We start from the raw sequence: 18,225 nt of genomic DNA on the forward strand, positions 1-18,225 counted from the left end.
CCCTAGGGCACCCGGGCGACGAGGTAGCGGAAGACGTTCGGCATCCACACGGTCCCGTCCGGGCGCCGGTGCGGGTGCAGGGCCTCCGTCAGCTCCTTGTCGACCTGTTTGGCGTCGGTGGCCGCGATCGCCGCGTCGAACAGGCCGGTCGACAGCAGCCCGCGTACCGCGCTGTCGACATCGGCGTACCCGAACGGGCAGGCCACCCGCCCCGAGCCGTCGGGCTTCAGCCCCGCCCGCTGGGCGACCTCCTCCAGGTCGTCCCGCCGGGCGGCCCGCCAGCTGCGCGCGCTGCGCAGGGGATCGGCCAGTTTCGTCGCCACCCGCAGCACCGAGGAGGTGGCGCAGCGCTCCGGCGGACCCCAGCCGGTCAGCACCACGGCGGCGCCGGGCGCGGCCAGCGGCAGCGCGTCCGCGAGCAGCGCGCCGAGCCCTTCCGAGTCGCCGGCGAGGCAGCCGATCGGCTCGAAGACGGTCACCAGGCCGTACCCGGCCGTCTGGGCTCCGGCCGCGTCACGGGCCGAGCCGTCGACGAGCCGCGCCGCCGCACGCGCGCGTGGTCGCCCTTTCCCGCCGTACGCGGCCGCGCCGCCGCTGCCGGCCCGCGAGGCGTCCGGCAGCAGCCGTTCGCGGGCGAGGGCGAGCCGCTCGGCGGAGGAGGTGTCGACCCCGGTGACCGTCGCCCCTCTGCCCGCCGCCAGCAGCAGCGCGAGCCCGGAACCGCAGCGCAGGCCCAGCAGCCGGGTGGCGTGGCCCACTTCGAGTCGTTCGTAGACGGCTTCGTAGAGCGGTACCAGCATCCGCTCCTGGATCTCGGACCAGTCACGCGCGCGTGCGCACAGGTCCACGCGGGGTGCGGAATCCGCGTGAAACGCGTGCTGCCGCACGAGCGTAGGTGTCATAGGTAAGCGCCCCAATCCGCCGACAGTTCGCCGCTGTGCCCGGTTGCGTGGCCCCCGTACCGTGCGCACGCACTTCCCACGTAAGTCAGGTAACTCCCGGCTCGCGGCCCCGTCCAGGGGGTGTGGGGTCCCGCTTGGGCTCCGGACGCGGGTGTGGCGAGATTTCACATCCCGGTCATCCGGAAGGCCATACGGTGTCCGCTTCCGGGGTACCGGCCGGTTCCGGGGCGCCGGACCCCCAGCGGTAACGTCACGGCCGTCACAGACGCTGACCGAGGTGAGGCATCGCGAGGAGAGCGGCCGAAACGTCTCTTGCGCGACCGCCGACCACAGCTGCACCGGGTCGTACATGCCGGGTCGTACGGCGGACTACGCACCAGCTTGGTATGAGCTGTGCGCCTTCTCCGCAGATCAGCGCACCCGCCCTCGTCCGGACGCATCAGCGGCAACTGACGGGTACGTGCAAATTATTTGAGATGACCCGGAATAGGAACACATTCGAGCTCCCGCTCGTTGTCATTACGTGAGCACGACACAGACACCACCTGTTCTCGCCGCAGAGCTGGCGCAGGCGTGGGCCGACATTCAGCGGTACCACCCCGAGCTGCCGGACCTCGCCGCGCCAGAGTCCCTGATCGGGGAGTCGTCGTCCGCGTGCGGTCACGAACTCTCCTTCGAGCGACTGCTCCATGAGGCAGTCCACGGCATCGCCGCCGCCCGTGGGATCCGCGACACCTCCCGCGCCGGCCGCTACCACAACCGCCGCTTCCTCGCGATCGCCGAGGAAATGGGCCTCGACCACCCCGAGGAGCCGCACCCGAGCAGCGGTTTCTCGCTGGTCACGCTCAACCCCGAGGCCAAGCGGCGCTACCGCCCGACCATGGAGCGGCTGCAGCGCGCTCTGAAGGCCCATACGGCGGCCACCTCGTCGGACACCACCCGCAGCTTCCGCGGCCCGGCCGCCCGGCACGGCTCCTCCGGCGGCGGCGTCCGCGTCAAGGCGGTCTGCGACTGCGGCCGCAACGTCCGCGTGGTCCCCTCGGTCCTGGCCCAGGCCCCCATCGTCTGCGGTGGCTGCGGCAAGCCGTTCAGGATCCCGGAGGTCGCGGGAGCGGCGTGACCGCGGGCCATGCGTACCGGCATCTCGTGGGTGCCGGAAGTGGTCCCACCCTCCGCGACCGGGCAGCGCACCCGACGTGACCTCACCTCCACGCCGGGTGCCTCCCAGCCATGCCCAAACGCACCTCACCCACCCTCGGCCAGAAGCGACCCGCGGGGTGTGGCACAATGGCTAGCTGTACTCGACAGCCGCACAGGACCCCTCTCTCCTCCGGCTGACGCGTCCATCGGGCACTCGGGTACCGCAACCCCACGCGGCATCTCGCCGTGCCCAACCACGTCAAATCCAGGAGAACCCACTCCCGTGGCAGTCAAGATCAAGCTGAAGCGTCTGGGCAAGATCCGTTCGCCTCACTACCGCATCGTCGTCGCCGACTCCCGTACCCGCCGTGACGGCCGGGCCATCGAGGAGATCGGCAAGTACCACCCGACCTACAACCCGTCGGTCATCGAGGTGGACGCCGAGCGCGTGGCGTACTGGCTGGGTGTCGGCGCGCAGCCGACCGAGCCCGTTCTCGCCATCCTGAAGAAGACCGGCGACTGGCAGAAGTTCAAGGGCGAGCCGGCTCCCGCGCCGCTGCTCGTCGCCGAGCCGAAGCCGGCCCGTCCGTCGTTCGAGGCTCTCGGCGGTGACGACGAGGGCAAGGGTGAGGCGATCACCCAGAAGAAGAAGGCTGAGAAGAAGGACGAGGCCGCGGCTGAGTCCGAGTCGACCGAGGCCTGAGCAGCATGCTCGAAGAGGCGCTTGAGCACCTCGTGAAGGGCATCGTCGACAACCCTGACGATGTGCAGGTCGCCTCGCGCAACCTGCGCCGCGGGCGCGTGCTCGAGGTCCGGGTCCACCCGGACGACCTCGGCAAGGTGATCGGCCGCAACGGCCGCACCGCGCGCGCCCTGCGCACCGTCGTGGGCGCCATCGGCGGTCGCGGTGTCCGCGTCGACCTCGTCGACGTGGATCACGTCCGCTGACGCATTCGCAGCACCGGCTCGGGCCGGGGAGGGCCTCCGGGCCGTCCCCGGCCCGCAGTCGTATGGCTGGTCGTATGACAGGAGATCAAGCACAGTGCAGCTGGTAGTCGCACGGATCGGCCGCGCCCACGGCATCAAGGGCGAGGTCACCGTCGAGGTACGTACCGACGAGCCGGAACTCAGGCTCGCGCCCGGCGCCGTACTGGCCACGGATCCCGCCTCCGCGGGACCGCTGACCATCGAGACGGGCCGGGTCCACAGCGGCCGTCTCCTCCTGCGCTTCGAGGGCGTCGCCGACCGCAACGCGGCCGAGGCCCTGCGCAACACCCTCCTGATCGCCGAGATCGACCCGGAGGAGCTGCCCGAGGGCGAGGACGAGTACTACGACCACCAGCTCATCGACCTCGACGTGGTCACCGAGGACGGCACGGAGGTCGGCCGGATCACGGAGATCTCGCACCTGCCCTCGCAGGACCTGTTCATCGTGGGGCGCCCGGACGGGACCGAGGTCATGATCCCCTTCGTGGAGGAGATCGTCACCGAGATCGACCTGGCGGAGCAGAAGGCGGTCATCGCCCCGCCGCCGGGCCTCATCGACGACCGCGCGGAGATCGACTCGTCGAGGGACGACGGCGCATGAGGCTCGATGTCGTCACGATCTTCCCCGAGTACCTGGAACCCCTGAACGTCTCCCTCGTCGGCAAGGCACGCGCGCGTGGGCAGCTGAACGTCCACGTGCACGACCTGCGGAACTGGACGTACGACCGCCACAACACGGTGGACGACACCCCGTACGGCGGCGGCCCCGGCATGGTCATGAAGACCGACCCCTGGGGCGACGCCCTGGACACGGTCCTCGCCGACGGCTACGAGTCCGGTGCCCAGGCCCCCGCGCTGATCGTCCCCACCCCCAGCGGCCGCCCCTTCACCCAGGAGCTGGCCGTCGAACTCTCCGAGCGCCCCTGGCTGATCTTCACGCCGGCCCGCTACGAGGGCATCGACCGGCGCGTGATGGACGAGTACGCGACCCGGATGCCCGTCTACGAGGTCTCCATCGGCGACTACGTGCTCGCCGGCGGCGAGGCGGCCGTCCTCGTCGTCACGGAGGCCGTCGCCCGGCTGCTGCCCGGTGTCCTCGGCAACGCCGAGTCCCACCGCGACGACTCCTTCGCGCCCGGCGCGATGGCGAGCCTCCTGGAGGGCCCCGTCTACACCAAGCCGCCCGTCTGGCGCGGCCGGGACATCCCGGACGTGCTGCTCAGCGGCCACCACGGGAAGATCGCCCGCTGGCGCCGCGACGAGGCGCTGCGGCGGACGACCGCCAACCGGCCCGACCTGATCGAGCGCTGCGACCCCAAGGCCTTCGACAAGAAGGACCGCGAGATGCTCTCCATTCTGGGCTGGGCGCCCGACCCCGACGGTGAGCCGTACGGCCGATTTTGGCGCCGGGCCGAGGGCGTGGAAGAATAGGGCGCTGTTGTGCGCCCGTCCGGCGTGCGCCCCTGCCACAGGGGGACACGACGCCCGTCCCGACCCGCACGGCAGACTTCCCGTACACCTAGTTTCCGTTGATGACCTGTGGCATCAGCGAAGAAAGCAGACGAAATGTCTCACCTGCTCGACTCCGTCGACGCCGCGTCGCTGCGCAGCGACATCCCGGCCTTCCGCCCGGGTGACACCGTCAACGTCCACGTCCGCGTCATCGAGGGCAACCGCTCCCGTGTGCAGCAGTTCAAGGGCGTCGTGATCCGTCGCCAGGGCTCCGGTGTCCGCGAGACCTTCACGGTCCGCAAGGTCTCGTTCTCCGTCGGCGTCGAGCGCACCTTCCCGGTGCACACCCCGATCGTCGAGAAGATCGAGCTGGTCACCCGTGGTGACGTGCGCCGCGCCAAGCTGTACTACCTCCGTGAGCTGCGCGGCAAGGCCGCGAAGATCAAGGAGAAGCGCGAGAGCTGAGCGCCTCCCCGGTGTCACGGCCCACACCGGGCTCACAGCGGAGCCGGATAGCATCTGGCTCCGATGGACACCGAAGCACAGCCGACGGAACGCGACCGCTCCTCCCACCCGGACTCCCCGGGGCCGGAGGAACGGTCGCGTTTCGCGTTGGTGGCACGGCTCGCCGACTGGCTGCCGGGCGGCCGGATCACCCTCACCCTCTTCGCCTGCCTGGCGTTTTTGCTGGTCCTCAACGCTTTCGTGGTCCAACCGTTCCAGATTCCGAGCGGATCCATGGAACAGGGTTTGAGGATCGGGGACCGCGTTCTCGTAAATAAGTTGGCGTACCGTTTCGGTGCCCAGCCGCGCCGCGGCGATGTGATCGTCTTCGACGGCACCGGGTATTTCGGGGACGCGGACTACGTCAAGCGCGTTGTCGGGGTGGGGGGAGACCATGTCGTCTGCTGCGACAAGAAGGGAAAGATCGAGGTGAACGGCCGCGCGGTCGACGAGTCGGCGTTCCTCTATCCGGGGGACAGCGCCTCCAGCGTGCCCTTCGACGTCGCCGTGCCCGCCGGCCGCCTGTTCGTCCTCGGCGACCACCGCAGCGACTCCAGCGACTCCCGGGACCATCTCGGCTCGCCCGGCGGCGGCATGATCCCGGTCGACGGCGTCATCGGCCGCGCCGACTGGATCCTGTGGCCGTACGCCCACTGGACGCACCTGACGCGGCCGTCCGCCTACGCGCGCGTGCCCGCCGCTTCGGCGGGGGGCGCCCATGGGTAGCCGCGGCAAGCGGCGCGGGGTGCCCAGCAGCCCCGCCGAGGAACTGCTGCCCACCGGCTCGCGCCGCGCCTCCGCGCCCGCCTCTGCGCCCGGCGGCGGCCGTACGCGCGCGGAGCGGCGGAAACTCCAGCGCAAGGTCAAGCGCAAGCGCCGGCGTTCAGCCGTCCGGGAGATCCCTCTCCTGGTCGGCGTGGCCGTCCTGATAGCGCTGGTCCTGAAGACCTTCCTCGTCCAGGCGTTCGTGATCCCGTCCGGCTCGATGGAGCAGACGATCCGGATCGGCGACCGCGTGCTGGTCGACAAGCTCACCCCGTGGTTCGGCTCCGAGCCGCAGCGCGGGGACGTCGTCGTCTTCCACGACCCGGGCGGCTGGCTGGCCGACGAGCACACGGCCAAGAAGCACGACCCGGTCGTCGTCAAGCAGCTCAAGGAAGGCCTCACCTTCATCGGCCTGCTGCCCTCCGACAACGAGAAAGACCTGATCAAGCGGGTCATCGGGGTTGGAGGCGACCACGTCAAGTGCTGTGACGCGCAAGGCCGGGTCACCGTCAACGGCGTACCGCTCACGGAAGGGGACTACCTCTACCCCGGCACGTCGCCCGCCGCCACCCCCTTCGACATCACCGTGCCCAAGGGCCGGCTGTGGGTGATGGGCGACCACCGGGAGGACTCCGCCGACTCCCGCGCCCACCAGAACACCCCCTACGGCGGCACGGTCTCCGAGGACTCCGTCGTCGGCCGGGCCGTCGTCATCGGCTGGCCGGTCGGCCACTGGACGCGTTTGCGCGAACCTAAAACCTTTGCAAGCGTCGCCGACTCCGTGTCGGGGGCGACTGCCGGTCCCCGGGTGTCGCATAGGGTTGCCCCCGAGAATCCGAACGGAATGACCCAACTCCCGACCCCTGCGGAACTCCCGCTCGTTATGGGAGTGGTGGGCCTGCGTCGTATGTGGGGCAGGCGGCGGCACAGAGTAAGGAGTTGGCGTGGGGGATGTGGCGGTTGGCGCACGGTCGGGGCACGACGGCGAGGAGCACCGCGGGCACCCCGTGGAAGCGAACGCCCCCGCACCGGACGGCACCATGACCTCAGAGAATGAACCAGCGGGCGGCGAGGGCACGCCGGAGCACGGGCAGCGGCCGACGACCGAGGGCGCGGGTGCGGGCGAGGCGGCCGGCCGGCCGAAGAAGCAGCCGCGCTCCTTCTGGCGGGAGCTGCCGATCCTCGTCGTCATCGCGCTGGTCCTGGCGCTGCTGATCAAGACCTTCCTGGTGCAGGCGTTCTCGATCCCGTCCGCCTCGATGCAGAACACCCTCCTGGTGGGTGACCGCGTCCTGGTCGACAAGCTCACCCCGTGGTTCGGCTCCGAGCCCGAGCGCGGCGAGGTCGTCGTCTTCCACGACCCGGACGACTGGCTGGCGGGCGAACCGGCGCCGACCCCGAACGCCGTGCAGCAGGTCCTCAGCTGGATCGGCCTGATGCCGTCCGCCAACGAGAAGGACCTCATCAAGCGCGTGATCGGCGTGGGCGGCGACACCGTCCAGTGCAAGGGCACCGGCCCGCTGCTGGTCAACGGCAAGGCGCTGAACGAGCCGTATGTGTACCCCGGCAACACGCCGTGCACCGATGACCAGATCGGCGGCCAGTTCAAGGTGAAGGTCCCCAAGGGCTACATCTGGGTGATGGGCGACCACCGCCAGAACTCCAAGGACTCCCGCTACAACCAGTCCGACAAGAACCACGGCATGGTTCCCGTCGACAAGGTCGTCGGCCGCGCGATCGTCAAGGCCTGGCCGATCAACCGCTGGGGCACCCTGCCGATCCCGGACACCTTCGACCAGCCCGGCATCGGGCAGCAGACCTCGGCGTCCGCCGCCCTGACGGTGGCCCCGCAGGGCGTGGCGATCGCGGCGGTGCTGCCGGTGGCGGTGTGGCGGCGCCGCAGGGCGGTGAAGGCCGGGCGCGGCTGAGCAGCCGGACCGGACGCCCCGGCGGACGGCCCGCCCGCCGAAGTCACCCGGGTGGGTGGGCAAGCCCGGGTACCGCCGGGTAGGGTCCGGGTCCATGACTGGTGAGAGCAGGAAGGGGCTCGGACAGCGCTTGTCCGGAGTCGCCGTGGCGCTGGGGCTGGTGCTGTTCCTCGGCGGGTTCGGCTGGGCGGCGGTGAGCTACCGTCCCTACACCGTGCCCACCAGCTCCATGACCCCCACGATCGACGCCGGTGACCGTGTGCTGGCGCAGAAGGTCGACGGCGGCGAGGTCAAGCGCGGTGACGTCGTCGTCTTCGAGGACAAGAGCTGGGTCACCGGCGCCAAGGTGGTCAAGCGCGTGGTCGCGGTCGGCGGCGACACCGTCTCCTGCTGCACCGACGGCAAGCTGACCGTCAACGGCAAGCAGATCGACGAACCGTATCTGCCCCAGGGCAGCCTCGCCGAGTTCAAGAACATCCCGACGGTGACCGTCCCCCGGGGCCGCCTGTTCCTCCTCGGCGACGAACGCCGGGGCTCCCTGGACTCCACGGCCCACCTCACCGACGCCGCCCGGGGCACGGTCTCCCGGGATGCCGTGACCGCCCGGGTGGACGCCGTCGTATGGCCCTGGAAGGGCCCGCTCAAGCGCCCCACCGGATTCGAGGCGCTCGGCACCCTCTCGCAGCCCGGCCCGCTCACCACGATCGAGCTGCTGATCGTCGTCGGCGCCGCCCTGGTCCTGGCCGGCGGAGCCTACGGCCCGATCGCGGGGCGCATGAGCAGTTCCCGCGCCCGTGCCGCCCGCCCGGAGACGGCCGGTGTCCGCTGAGCCCACGCGGACGGGCGAGGACGCCTGCGAGGCCGGCGCCCCGCGCAAGGTGGCCCGAGTGGTCCTCCTGGACCCCGAGGACCGCATCCTCCTCCTGCACGGCCATGAGCCGGACGACAAGGCCGACGACTGGTGGTTCACCCCCGGCGGCGGTCTGGAGGGCGCCGAGACGCGCGAGGAGGCCGCGCTCAGGGAACTCGCCGAGGAGACCGGCATCACCGATGTCGACCTCGGCCCGGTGCTGTGGCGGCGCAGATGCTCCTTCCCGTTCGCGGGCCGCCGCTGGGACCAGGATGAGTGGTACTACCTGGCCCGTACGACGCAGACGGCCACCGCGGCGCAGGGGCTCACGGAACTGGAGCGGCGCAGTGTCGCCGGAGCGCGCTGGTGGACGTGTCAGGAACTGACCCGGGCACATGAGACGGTGTATCCGACCAGACTCGCCGAGCTGCTGCGCACGCTGCTCGACGAGGGTCCCCCGGCCAGTCCTGTGACCCTCGACCCGGAAATCGTCTGAGGGCCCGTCGGACTGGCGCACAATGGGGGGATCGCACGGCTGAAGGGGAACATGCCATGAGCGCCGAGGACCTCGAAAAGTACGAGACCGAGATGGAGCTGAAGCTCTACCGGGAGTACCGAGATGTCGTCGGTCTGTTCAAATACGTGATCGAGACCGAACGGCGCTTCTATCTCACCAACGACTACGAGATGCAGGTGCACTCGGTCCAGGGCGAGGTGTTCTTCGAGGTGTCGATGGCCGATGCCTGGGTCTGGGACATGTACCGGCCGGCCCGCTTCGTGAAGCAGGTCCGGGTCCTCACGTTCAAGGACGTGAACATCGAGGAGCTGAACAAGAGCGACCTGGAGCTGCCGGGCGGGTGACGGGGTTTTCCACAACCGCCGAGTAGCGCACCAAGATCAACAACTGAGGCCGGGATGCGTGACCGTTGGCGCCGGAGGTGGTGCCGACATGAACAAGGCACGCAACGGACTCGGCAGGTACGGCGAAGACCTGGCCGCCCGGCGACTCGCCGGAGCCGGCATGACGATCCTGGAGCGCAACTGGCGTTCCGGCAGGTCCGGCGAGATCGACATCGTGGCCAGGGACGGAGATGTCCTGGTCGTCTGCGAGGTGAAGACCCGCAGGGGCGGCGGCTATGAACACCCGATGGCCGCGGTGACCCCGGAGAAGGCGGCCAGGCTGCGCGAGCTGGCCGAGCACTGGATCCAGGCCCATGGCGGAGCCCCGCCGGGCGGCGTCCGCATCGACCTGGTCGGCGTCCTGCTGCCGCACCGGGGCGCCCCGTCCGTCGAGCACGCGCGGGGGGTGGCCTGAGAATGGGATTCGCCCGCACGTGCTCCGTGGCCCTCGTCGGCGTCGAGGGAGTCGTCGTCGAGGTCCAGGCCGACCTGGAACCCGGCGTCGCCGCCTTCACCCTGGTCGGCCTGCCGGACAAGAGCCTGACGGAAAGCCGCGACAGGGTCAGGGCCGCGGTGGTGAACTCGGGCGCCGAGTGGCCGCAGAAGAAGCTCACCGTCGGACTCAGCCCCGCGTCGGTTCCCAAAGCCGGCTCCGGCTTCGATCTCGCCGTCGCCTGCGCGGTGCTCGGCGCCGCCGAACGGATCGATCCGCGCGTCCTCGCGGACATCGTCATGATCGGGGAACTGGGCCTGGACGGCCGGGTCCGGCCGGTCCGCGGCATCCTGCCCGCCGTCCTCGCCGCGGCCGACGCGGGCTACGAACAAGTGGTCGTACCCGAGTGCGCCGCCGCCGAGGCCTCGCTGGTCCCCGGAGTGTCCGTGCTCGGCGTCCGCAGTCTGCGGCAGCTCATCGCCGTCCTCACCGACGAGCCCGTCCCCGACGAGGAACCCGACGAGCACGGGCGCCCCGACCCCCTGCTGGCCGGGCTGCGCATGCCCGGCACGGGCGCGGCCACCGGCATGCACAGCGGCGGCGCCGCTCAGCACGACCATGATCACGACCTGGCGGACGTCGTCGGCCAGACCTCGGCCCGCACAGCCGTGGAAGTGGCCGCCGCCGGCGGACACCACCTGTTCCTGGAAGGGCCGCCCGGCGCGGGCAAGACCATGCTCGCCGAGCGGCTGCCCGCCGTCCTTCCCCGGCTCACCAGGGCGGAGTCACTGGAGGTCACGGCCGTGCACTCGGTGGCCGGACTGCTGCCGCCGGGCAAGCCGCTCATCGACGTCGCGCCCTACTGCGCCCCGCACCACTCGGCCACGATGCAGTCACTCGTCGGCGGGGGCCCCGGCATCGCCCGGCCCGGCGCGGTCTCCCTCGCCCACCGGGGCGTGCTGTTCCTGGACGAGGCGCCCGAGTTCCACAGCCAGACCCTCGACGCCCTGCGGCAGCCGCTGGAGTCCGGACACGTGGTGATCGCACGCAGCGCGGGCGTCGTCCGGTTCCCGGCACGCTTCCTCATGGTGCTGGCGGCCAACCCCTGCCCCTGCGGGCGCTTCTCGCAACGCGACTCCCTGTGCGAGTGCCCGCCGTCTGCCATCCGCCGCTACCAGTCCCGGCTCTCCGGTCCCCTGCTGGACCGGGTGGACCTGCGGGTCGAGGTCGACCCGGTCACGCGCGCCCAGCTCACCGAACCCGCGGCCCGCGGCGAGTCCACGGCGACCGTGGCCGAGCGGGTGCGGCAGGCCCGCGAGCGGGCGGCGGCCCGCCTGGCCGGAACCCCGTGGCTCACCAACAGCGAGGTGCCGGGGCGGGAGCTGCGCAGCCGCTACCACCCCGTCGCCGGTGCGATGGACGAGGCCGAGCGCAACCTGGAGCGAGGCGTGCTCACCGCCCGCGGGATCGACCGTGTCCTGCGCGTCGCCTGGACCGTCGCCGACCTCGTCGGGCACGACCGTCCGGACGCGACCGACGTCGCCCTGGCCCTGCAACTGCGCACCGGAGTCCCCCGAGGGGTGCCGATGGCCATCGGGGCACTGACATGACCACGGACGAGGACCCGGCAGACGAGCTGCTCGGGCGGGTCTTCCTCTGCCGGGTCGTGGAGCCGGGGGACGAGGTGGGCGGGCGGTGGGTCCGGGAGTTCGGGGTGGGGGAGGTGGTGCGGCGGCTGCGGGCGGGAAAGCGGGCCTTGCCGGGGGTGAGTGAGGTGCGGTGGGCCGGGCTGGCCGCGCGGGCCCGGCGGGCCGAGCCGGAGCGGGATCTCGCGGTGGCGCGGGCCGCCGGGGCGCGGTTCGTGGGCCCCCACGACGCGGAGTGGCCCCGGCAGCTCGACGATCTCGGGGACGCCCGCCCCATCGGGCTGTGGGTGCGCGGCCGGCCCAGTCTGCGGATGTGGGCGCTCAGATCGGTGGCCGTGGTCGGGGCACGCGCCTGCACCGAGTACGGCACCCATATGGCCGCCACCCTCGCCGCAGGACTCGCCGAGCGCGGCTGGGTCGTGATCTCGGGCGGCGCGTACGGCATCGACGGTGCCGCCCACCGGGGCGCCCTCGCCGCCCGCGGAGCCACCGCCGCCGTGCTGGCCTGCGGCGTCGACCGGCCCTACCCCCGCGGCCACGCCGCGCTCATCGGCCGGATCGCGGAACAGGGACTGGTGGTCGGTGAGTTGCCGCCGGGGGATCATCCGACGCCGAGCCGGTTCATCCTGCGCAACCGCGTCATCGCCGCGCTGACCAGGGGAACCGTGGTCGTGGAGGCCGCCGCCCGCAGCGGCTCGCTGGCCACCGCGCGGGCCGCGGGGCGCCTCGGACGGTTCACCATGGGCGTGCCCGGCCCCGTCACCAGCGCACTCTCCGCCGGTGTGCACGAACTGCTGCGCGGCGAGGCCACGCTGGTCACCGATGCCGCGGAAATCGTGGAACTCGTGGGTGACATGGGAGAGCTGGCACCGACCCGCCGGGGCCCCGTCCTCCCACGTGACCTGCTGGAACCCGCCGTCCGGGCCGTCCTCGCCGCCCTGCCGGGCAACCGCGCGGCCACCGTCGAGGAGATCGCGCTCGGCACGCCGACCACGCGGGACGAGGCGATCGCGAGGTTGTACGAACTCCGAGCACTTGGCTACGTCGAACGACACGGCGACGGCTGGAAGTTGACACGCCAGGCGGTGATGTCGGTCCGCACCGGTCACGGTCCGTGCTGACCGAACGTGTTCGGCCGTCCGGGGGAACCCCCGACGCCCTTGAAGTTTCCCGGAGTTGGCGCCCCGGCCGGTCACACAGAGCGAGCTGCGCCAGGCGCGCGCGAGACCGGCGGGAGCGCCCCGCGCACGGGTGGTGCCTCGTTGTTCGCACACCGCGACAGCTCAGTCACGCTACGCTCACGAAGGCGGCACCCAGATCCCGCCAACTCGACACCGGACCGACAGCTCACCCAGGCAGCCCACCTCACCCCAGCCCATCCCACCCCTTCCACTTCACAGCACTTCACAGCACTTCACGGCAGAACGGCACTAGGCGACGAATGCCCCAGCACACCTCCGGGTCCGACCGGGCGGCGATCCCCCCAGCCGCCCGCGACGGTGGCAGCGTGCGGCCGCCCGCTCCCTCGACGCTCGACGAGCTGTGGCGGTCGTACAAGGCGACGGGGGACGACCGGCTGCGGGAGCAGCTGATCCTGCACTACTCCCCGCTCGTGAAATACGTCGCGGGACGCGTGAGTGTCGGACTGCCGCCCAATGTGGAGCAGGCCGACTTCGTCTCCTCGGGTGTCTTCGGGCTGATCGACGCGATCGAGAAGTTCGACATCGACCGGGAGATCAAGTTCGAGACCTACGCGATCACCCGGATCCGGGGCGCGATGATCGACGAGCTGCGGGCGCTCGACTGGATCCCGCGGTCGGTGCGGCAGAAGGCGCGGAACGTGGAGCGGGCCTACGCCACCCTGGAGGCCCGGCTGCGGCGCACCCCGACCGAAGGCGAGGTCGCGGCGGAACTGGGCATGGAGGTCGATGAGCTGCATGCCGTGTTCAGCCAGCTGTCGCTGGCCAACGTGGTCGCGCTGGAGGAGCTGCTGCACGCCGGCAGCGAGGGCGGGGACCGGCTCAGCCTCATGGACACGCTGGAGGACACCGCCGCGGACAATCCGGTCGAGGTGGCCGAGGACCGGGAACTGCGGAGGTTTCTCGCGCGGGCGATCAACACGCTGCCCGAACGGGAGAAGACCGTGGTCACGCTGTACTACTACGAGGGGCTCACCCTCGCCGAGATCGGCAATGTGCTCGGAGTCACCGAGAGCCGGGTCAGCCAGATCCACACCAAGTCGGTGCTGCAGCTGCGGGCCAAGCTGGCGAGCTTCGGGCGTTGAGGCTCCCGTTCGGGTGGGGGCGTCCGTAAAGTGGTTGACGTGCCAAGGATTCGAGCGGCCTCCGTGGCCGAGCACCGGTCGATGCAGCGAGCCGCCCTGCTGGACGCGGCTCGCTCCCTCTTGTCCGAGGGCGGAACCGAAGCGCTGACCTTTCCCGCGCTGGCCGAGCGGACGGGGCTGGCGCGGTCATCCGTGTACGAGTACTTCCGGTCGCGGGCCGCCGTGGTCGAGGAGCTGTGCGAGGTCGACTTTCCGTTGTGGGCGGCCGAGGTGGCCGCCGCGATGGAGCGGGCCGAGTCCGCCGAGGGCAAGGTCGAGGCGTATGTGCGGCAGCAGCTGGCGCTGGTCGGGGACCGGCGGCACCGGGCGGTCGTCGCCATCTCCGCGAGTGAGCTGGACGCCGGGGCGCGGGAGAAGATCCGGGCGGCGCACGGGGAGCTGGTCGGGATGATCGCCGAGGCGCTCGGGCAGATGGGGCATGCGCAGCCTCGGCTGGCGGCGATGCTGCTGCAGGGGGTTGTGGACGCGGCGGTGCGGCGCGTTGAGCTCGGTGTCGCCGAGGATCCCTCCGTGGTGACGGATGCGGCCGTGGCGATGGTGCTGCGGGGTGTGCAGGGCTGACCCCGGCCGCCGCGCAAGCGCCCCGGGGGGACGCGGGAGCCGCGCGATCAGCCCCACCGGCCGCGGCCGGACAACGGCCTCGGTCACCCCGGCAGCGGTACCCCCAGCACCGGCAGCAGTCGCGGTGGCCCGCGGTGCAGCAGCCAGGGCGGTAGCAACGACAGCGGGTTCAGGTAGGCCTTCCCCCGCAGCAGGCCCCAGTGCACGCAGGCGGCGGCGCAGTGGGAGACCACCGGCTCCACCGTGCCCACCACCTCCCCGGCCCCCACCTCGTCCCCTTTCCGTACCGACGGAGTCACCGGCTCGTACGTCGTGCGGAGGTCCGTGCCCGTCAGGTCGACCGAGATCACCCCGCTCCCCGCCACCCGGCCCGCGAAGGAGACCCGGCCCGGGGCGACCGCGCGCACCGGGGACCCGGCCGGCGCCGACAGGTCCACGCCACGGTGTCCGGGGCCGTACACCGTCGCCGGAGGCTCCCAGCCGCGTAACACCAACGGGTGTACGCCCACCGGCCAGGTGCGCGCGACGGCCGGGACCGGGGGCGCGGGGGGCGTGGCGGGCGCCGGGGGAGGGGGATCCGCCCAGGCCAGCGGGGTGAGCACCGCCACCGGCAGGCCCAGTAGCAGAACCGCCCACACAGACACGTATCGCATCGCTCGTCGCATGCGACCACCGTGCCGCACCCCGCCGATCATGGCCGGAGCCTGTGGACCACCGCCCGGTTGTGGACAGCGGCGTCACCCGGTGCCCCGGCGGTCCCGTACACTTCTTCTGGCGATCCGGGTCACCGGGTCGACTTCGCACGCCCCGACACGGCGGCCGGCAACGGTCCCTGTCAGCGCCCCTCGGTCCCTCGCGGCAAGGCGCATCGCGGGCGTCAGGCGCGGCCGCCGTCCGGCGGGCGCGGCACAACCGAGAACAACAAGGAGAAACGGCCATGGCCGTCGTCACGATGCGGGAGCTGCTGGAGAGCGGCGTCCACTTCGGTCACCAGACCCGTCGCTGGAACCCGAAGATGAAGCGCTTCATCTTCACCGAGCGCAACGGCATCTACATCATCGACCTGCTCCAGTCGCTGTCGTACATCGACCGCGCCTACGAGTTCGTCAAGGAGACCGTCGCCCACGGCGGCACGGTCATGTTCGTCGGCACCAAGAAGCAGGCGCAGGAGGCCATCGCCGAGCAGGCCACCCGCGTCGGCATGCCCTACGTCAACCAGCGCTGGCTGGGCGGCATGCTCACCAACTTCTCGACCGTCTACAAGCGTCTGCAGCGCCTCAAGGAGCTGGAGCAGATCGACTTCGAGGACGTCGCCGCGTCCGGTCTGACCAAGAAGGAGCTTCTCGTGCTCTCGCGCGAGAAGGCCAAGCTGGAGAAGACCCTCGGTGGTATCCGCGAGATGCAGAAGGTGCCCAGCGCCGTCTGGATCGTGGACACCAAGAAGGAGCACATCGCCGTCGGCGAGGCCCGGAAGCTGAACATCCCGGTCGTCGCGATCCTCGACACCAACTGCGACCCCGACGAGGTCGACTACAAGATCCCGGGCAACGACGACGCGATCCGCTCCGTCACCCTGCTCACCCGTGTGATCGCCGACGCCGTCGCCGAGGGCCTCATCGCCCGTTCCGGCGTGGCCGCCGGTGACAAGGGCGAGAAGGCCGCGGGCGAGCCGCTCGCCGAGTGGGAGCGCGACCTGCTGGAGGGTGAGAAGAAGGACGAGGCGCCGGCCGCCGAGGCTGCCCCCGCTGCCGAGGCCGCTCCGGCCGAGGGCGAGCAGGCCGCCGAGGGCGAGCAGGCCTGACGCCGGTCCGTCAGCGTTCGACGGCGGGGGCGGTACCGCATCCCACCGCGCCTATGGCGCGGTGAAGTCCGCCCCCGCTGTTCACCCGTAGGTCGGCGCGCCGTACGCGGTCCGCGTTCACATGTGGAGCGCACTCCGTGCTGATCTGAAGATCTCCAGACTTCGAGAAAGACTCACAGACTCATGGCGAACTACACCGCCGCCGACGTCAAGAAGCTCCGTGAGCTCACCGGCGCCGGCATGATGGACTGCAAGAAGGCGCTGGACGAGGCCGAGGGCAACGTCGAGAAGGCCGTCGAGGCGCTGCGCATCAAGGGCCAGAAGGGCGTCGCCAAGCGCGAGGGCCGCTCCGCCGAGAACGGCGCCGTGGTCTCCATCATCGCCGACGACAACTCCTCCGGCGTCATCGTCGAGCTGAAGTGCGAGACGGACTTCGTCGCCAAGGGCGAGAAGTTCCAGGCCGTGGCCAACGCCATCGCCGAGCACGTCGCCAAGACGAACCCGGCCGACCTGGAGGCCCTGCTCGCCTCCGAGATCGAGGCCGGCAAGACCGTCCAGGCGTTCGTCGACGAGGCCAACGCCAACCTCGGCGAGAAGATCGTCCTGGACCGCTTCGCGCAGTTCTCCGACGGCTTCGTGCTCGCCTACATGCACCGCACCATGCCCGACCTGCCCCCGCAGATCGGTGTCCTGGTCGAGCTGGACAAGCCGAACGCCGAGGTCGCCAAGGGCGTCGCCCAGCACATCGCCGCCTTCGCGCCGAAGTACCTCTCCAAGGAGGACGTGCCGGCCGACGTCGTCGAGTCCGAGCGTCGTATCGCCGAGGAGACCACCCGCGCCGAGGGCAAGCCCGAGGCCGCGATCGCCAAGATCGTCGAGGGTCGCCTCAACGGCTTCTTCAAGGACGCCACGCTGCTCGGCCAGCCGTACGCGCTCGACAACAAGAAGTCGGTCCAGAAGGTGCTGGACGAGGCCGGTGTCACCCTGAAGCGCTTCTCGCGCATCAAGGTCGGCATCTGAGTCCGTACCGCGATCGACGCACGACCCACGGGGAGATTCCGGGAACAATCCCGGGAGGAATCCCGATAGGGTCGTAAGCAGTCGTCCGCGCACACCGCCACACCCCGGCGTGCGGCGGACGGCAGCAGATCTGACGAGGAGGCCATTGCCGCGCATGGGAGCGAAAAGCGACCCCACCGGCAATGGTCTTCTTCGTATGTGCAACACGTGAAAGAGGCGGGATCCCCATGACCACCAAGGCCCAGAAGAGCGACGACGGCAAAGTACGCGGCCGGTTTCTGCTGAAGCTGTCCGGAGAGGCCTTCTCCGGTGGCGGGGGCCTGGGCGTGGACCCGGACGTGGTGCACAAGATCGCCCGCGAGATCGCGGCCGTCGTCCGGGACGGCGCCGAGATCGCGGTCGTCATCGGCGGCGGCAACTTCTTCCGCGGCGCCGAACTCCAGCAGCGCGGCATGGACCGCGCCCGCTCCGACTACATGGGCATGCTCGGCACCGTGATGAACTGCCTCGCCCTCCAGGACTTCCTGGAGAAGGAGGGCATCGACAGCCGGGTGCAGACCGCCATCACCATGGGGCAGGTCGCCGAGCCGTACATCCCGCTGCGCGCCGTGCGCCACCTGGAGAAGGGCCGCGTGGTCATCTTCGGCGCCGGAATGGGCATGCCGTACTTCTCCACCGACACCACCGCCGCCCAGCGCGCCCTGGAGATCGACGCCGAGGCACTGCTCATGGGCAAGAACGGTGTGGACGGGGTCTACGACTCCGACCCCAAGACCAACCCGGACGCCGTCAAGTTCGACGCCCTCGGCTACGGCGAGGTCATCACCCGCGACCTCAAGGTCGCCGACGCCACCGCCATCACGCTGTGCCGCGACAACAAGCTCCCGATCCTCGTCTTCGAGCTTCTCGCGGAGGGCAATATCGCCCGCGCCGTCAAGGGTGAGAAGATCGGCACCCTGGTGGGTGACCAGGGCAGCCGGGACTGACCCGGG

At 70.9% G+C, this 18,225-nt stretch carries 22 protein-coding genes; 20 read left to right on the forward strand and 2 right to left on the reverse strand.

Going from position 1 to position 18,225, the window contains the following annotated elements; all coding sequences use genetic code 11:
• Positions 1-2: 2 nt before the first annotated feature.
• Positions 3-902: a class I SAM-dependent methyltransferase gene (locus ABT171_RS05985; RefSeq protein ID WP_351240250.1), complete on the reverse strand. Its 900-nt coding sequence runs from the start codon at positions 900-902 to the stop codon at positions 3-5.
• A 523-nt stretch (positions 903-1,425) separates the two neighbouring features.
• Between ABT171_RS05985 and ABT171_RS05990 the strand changes: the two genes are divergently transcribed.
• From ABT171_RS05990 to ABT171_RS06070, 17 genes are all read left to right on the forward strand, one after another.
• Entirely contained in the window at positions 1,426-2,022 is a 597-nt protein-coding gene (locus ABT171_RS05990) for a hypothetical protein (RefSeq protein ID WP_351240252.1), read from the forward strand.
• Between the two features lie 303 nt (positions 2,023-2,325).
• Positions 2,326-2,745, forward strand: coding sequence for a 30S ribosomal protein S16 (gene rpsP / locus ABT171_RS05995; RefSeq protein ID WP_030785131.1), 420 nt, complete (start codon positions 2,326-2,328; stop codon positions 2,743-2,745).
• A gap of 5 nt (positions 2,746-2,750) precedes the next feature.
• A complete protein-coding gene (locus ABT171_RS06000; protein ID WP_003973401.1) occupies positions 2,751-2,990 on the forward strand; it encodes an RNA-binding protein in 240 nt (79 codons plus the stop codon).
• Between the two features lie 94 nt (positions 2,991-3,084).
• Positions 3,085-3,630 carry a ribosome maturation factor RimM gene (gene rimM / locus ABT171_RS06005; protein WP_351240255.1) on the forward strand — a complete coding sequence of 182 codons (546 nt, stop codon included), beginning with the start codon at positions 3,085-3,087 and terminating at the stop codon, positions 3,628-3,630.
• Entirely contained in the window at positions 3,627-4,460 is an 834-nt protein-coding gene (gene trmD, locus ABT171_RS06010) for a tRNA (guanosine(37)-N1)-methyltransferase TrmD (protein ID WP_351240257.1), read from the forward strand. Before rimM ends, trmD begins: the two co-directional genes overlap by 4 nt.
• A 135-nt stretch (positions 4,461-4,595) precedes the next feature.
• Entirely contained in the window at positions 4,596-4,946 is a 351-nt protein-coding gene (gene rplS / locus ABT171_RS06015) for a 50S ribosomal protein L19 (RefSeq protein WP_059252839.1), read from the forward strand.
• A gap of 63 nt (positions 4,947-5,009) precedes the next feature.
• On the forward strand, positions 5,010-5,711 hold the full coding sequence (lepB, locus tag ABT171_RS06020; protein WP_351240259.1) for a signal peptidase I: 702 nt from the start codon (positions 5,010-5,012) through the stop codon (positions 5,709-5,711).
• Positions 5,704-6,807 (forward strand): signal peptidase I, encoded by a 1,104-nt coding sequence (gene lepB, locus ABT171_RS06025; RefSeq protein WP_351240261.1) that lies wholly within the window; start codon positions 5,704-5,706, stop codon positions 6,805-6,807. Before lepB (ABT171_RS06020) ends, lepB (ABT171_RS06025) begins: the two co-directional genes overlap by 8 nt.
• Entirely contained in the window at positions 6,695-7,678 is a 984-nt protein-coding gene (gene lepB, locus ABT171_RS06030) for a signal peptidase I (RefSeq protein WP_351240263.1), read from the forward strand. Before lepB (ABT171_RS06025) ends, lepB (ABT171_RS06030) begins: the two co-directional genes overlap by 113 nt.
• Before the next feature lie 94 nt (positions 7,679-7,772).
• Positions 7,773-8,507: a signal peptidase I gene (lepB, locus tag ABT171_RS06035; protein WP_351240265.1), complete on the forward strand. Its 735-nt coding sequence runs from the start codon at positions 7,773-7,775 to the stop codon at positions 8,505-8,507.
• The gene (locus tag ABT171_RS06040) at positions 8,497-9,024 is read left to right on the forward strand and encodes an NUDIX hydrolase (RefSeq protein WP_351240267.1); all 528 of its coding nucleotides are present in this window, start codon (positions 8,497-8,499) and stop codon (positions 9,022-9,024) included. Before lepB (ABT171_RS06035) ends, ABT171_RS06040 begins: the two co-directional genes overlap by 11 nt.
• A gap of 56 nt (positions 9,025-9,080) precedes the next feature.
• Positions 9,081-9,389 (forward strand): DUF2469 domain-containing protein, encoded by a 309-nt coding sequence (locus tag ABT171_RS06045; RefSeq protein ID WP_003965949.1) that lies wholly within the window; start codon positions 9,081-9,083, stop codon positions 9,387-9,389.
• An 88-nt stretch (positions 9,390-9,477) separates the two neighbouring features.
• Positions 9,478-9,843 carry a YraN family protein gene (locus ABT171_RS06050; protein WP_351240269.1) on the forward strand — a complete coding sequence of 122 codons (366 nt, stop codon included), beginning with the start codon at positions 9,478-9,480 and terminating at the stop codon, positions 9,841-9,843.
• 2 nt (positions 9,844-9,845) lie between these two features.
• Positions 9,846-11,471 (forward strand): YifB family Mg chelatase-like AAA ATPase, encoded by a 1,626-nt coding sequence (locus ABT171_RS06055; protein WP_351240271.1) that lies wholly within the window; start codon positions 9,846-9,848, stop codon positions 11,469-11,471.
• Positions 11,468-12,628, forward strand: coding sequence for a DNA-processing protein DprA (dprA, locus tag ABT171_RS06060; RefSeq protein ID WP_351240273.1), 1,161 nt, complete (start codon positions 11,468-11,470; stop codon positions 12,626-12,628). The genes ABT171_RS06055 and dprA overlap by 4 nt, the downstream gene beginning before the upstream one ends.
• Positions 12,629-12,948: 320 nt before the next feature.
• Positions 12,949-13,791 (forward strand): RNA polymerase sigma factor WhiG, encoded by an 843-nt coding sequence (whiG, locus tag ABT171_RS06065; RefSeq protein ID WP_351240275.1) that lies wholly within the window; start codon positions 12,949-12,951, stop codon positions 13,789-13,791.
• Between the two features lie 63 nt (positions 13,792-13,854).
• Positions 13,855-14,412: a TetR/AcrR family transcriptional regulator gene (locus ABT171_RS06070; RefSeq protein ID WP_351240508.1), complete on the forward strand. Its 558-nt coding sequence runs from the start codon at positions 13,855-13,857 to the stop codon at positions 14,410-14,412.
• 83 nt (positions 14,413-14,495) lie between these two features.
• On the opposite strand, the gene ABT171_RS06075 is transcribed toward ABT171_RS06070, so the two are convergent.
• Positions 14,496-15,065, reverse strand: a complete 570-nt coding sequence (locus ABT171_RS06075; RefSeq protein WP_351240277.1) for a peptidoglycan DD-metalloendopeptidase family protein — start codon at positions 15,063-15,065, stop codon at positions 14,496-14,498.
• Between the two features lie 284 nt (positions 15,066-15,349).
• On the opposite strand from ABT171_RS06075, the gene rpsB reads away from it, so the two are divergent.
• The 3 genes from rpsB (at position 15,350) to pyrH (ending at position 18,219) form a co-directional block, all read left to right on the forward strand.
• A complete protein-coding gene (gene rpsB, locus ABT171_RS06080; RefSeq protein WP_351240279.1) occupies positions 15,350-16,213 on the forward strand; it encodes a 30S ribosomal protein S2 in 864 nt (287 codons plus the stop codon).
• A 183-nt stretch (positions 16,214-16,396) separates the two neighbouring features.
• Positions 16,397-17,233, forward strand: coding sequence for a translation elongation factor Ts (tsf, locus tag ABT171_RS06085; protein WP_351240281.1), 837 nt, complete (start codon positions 16,397-16,399; stop codon positions 17,231-17,233).
• A gap of 227 nt (positions 17,234-17,460) precedes the next feature.
• Positions 17,461-18,219 carry a UMP kinase gene (gene pyrH / locus ABT171_RS06090; RefSeq protein ID WP_031167360.1) on the forward strand — a complete coding sequence of 253 codons (759 nt, stop codon included), beginning with the start codon at positions 17,461-17,463 and terminating at the stop codon, positions 18,217-18,219.
• Positions 18,220-18,225: the final 6 nt, after the last annotated feature.

Origin of the sequence: Streptomyces sp. NPDC001851, assembly GCF_040297165.1 — a bacterium.
Taxonomy (GTDB): Bacteria; Actinomycetota; Actinomycetes; order Streptomycetales; family Streptomycetaceae; genus Streptomyces.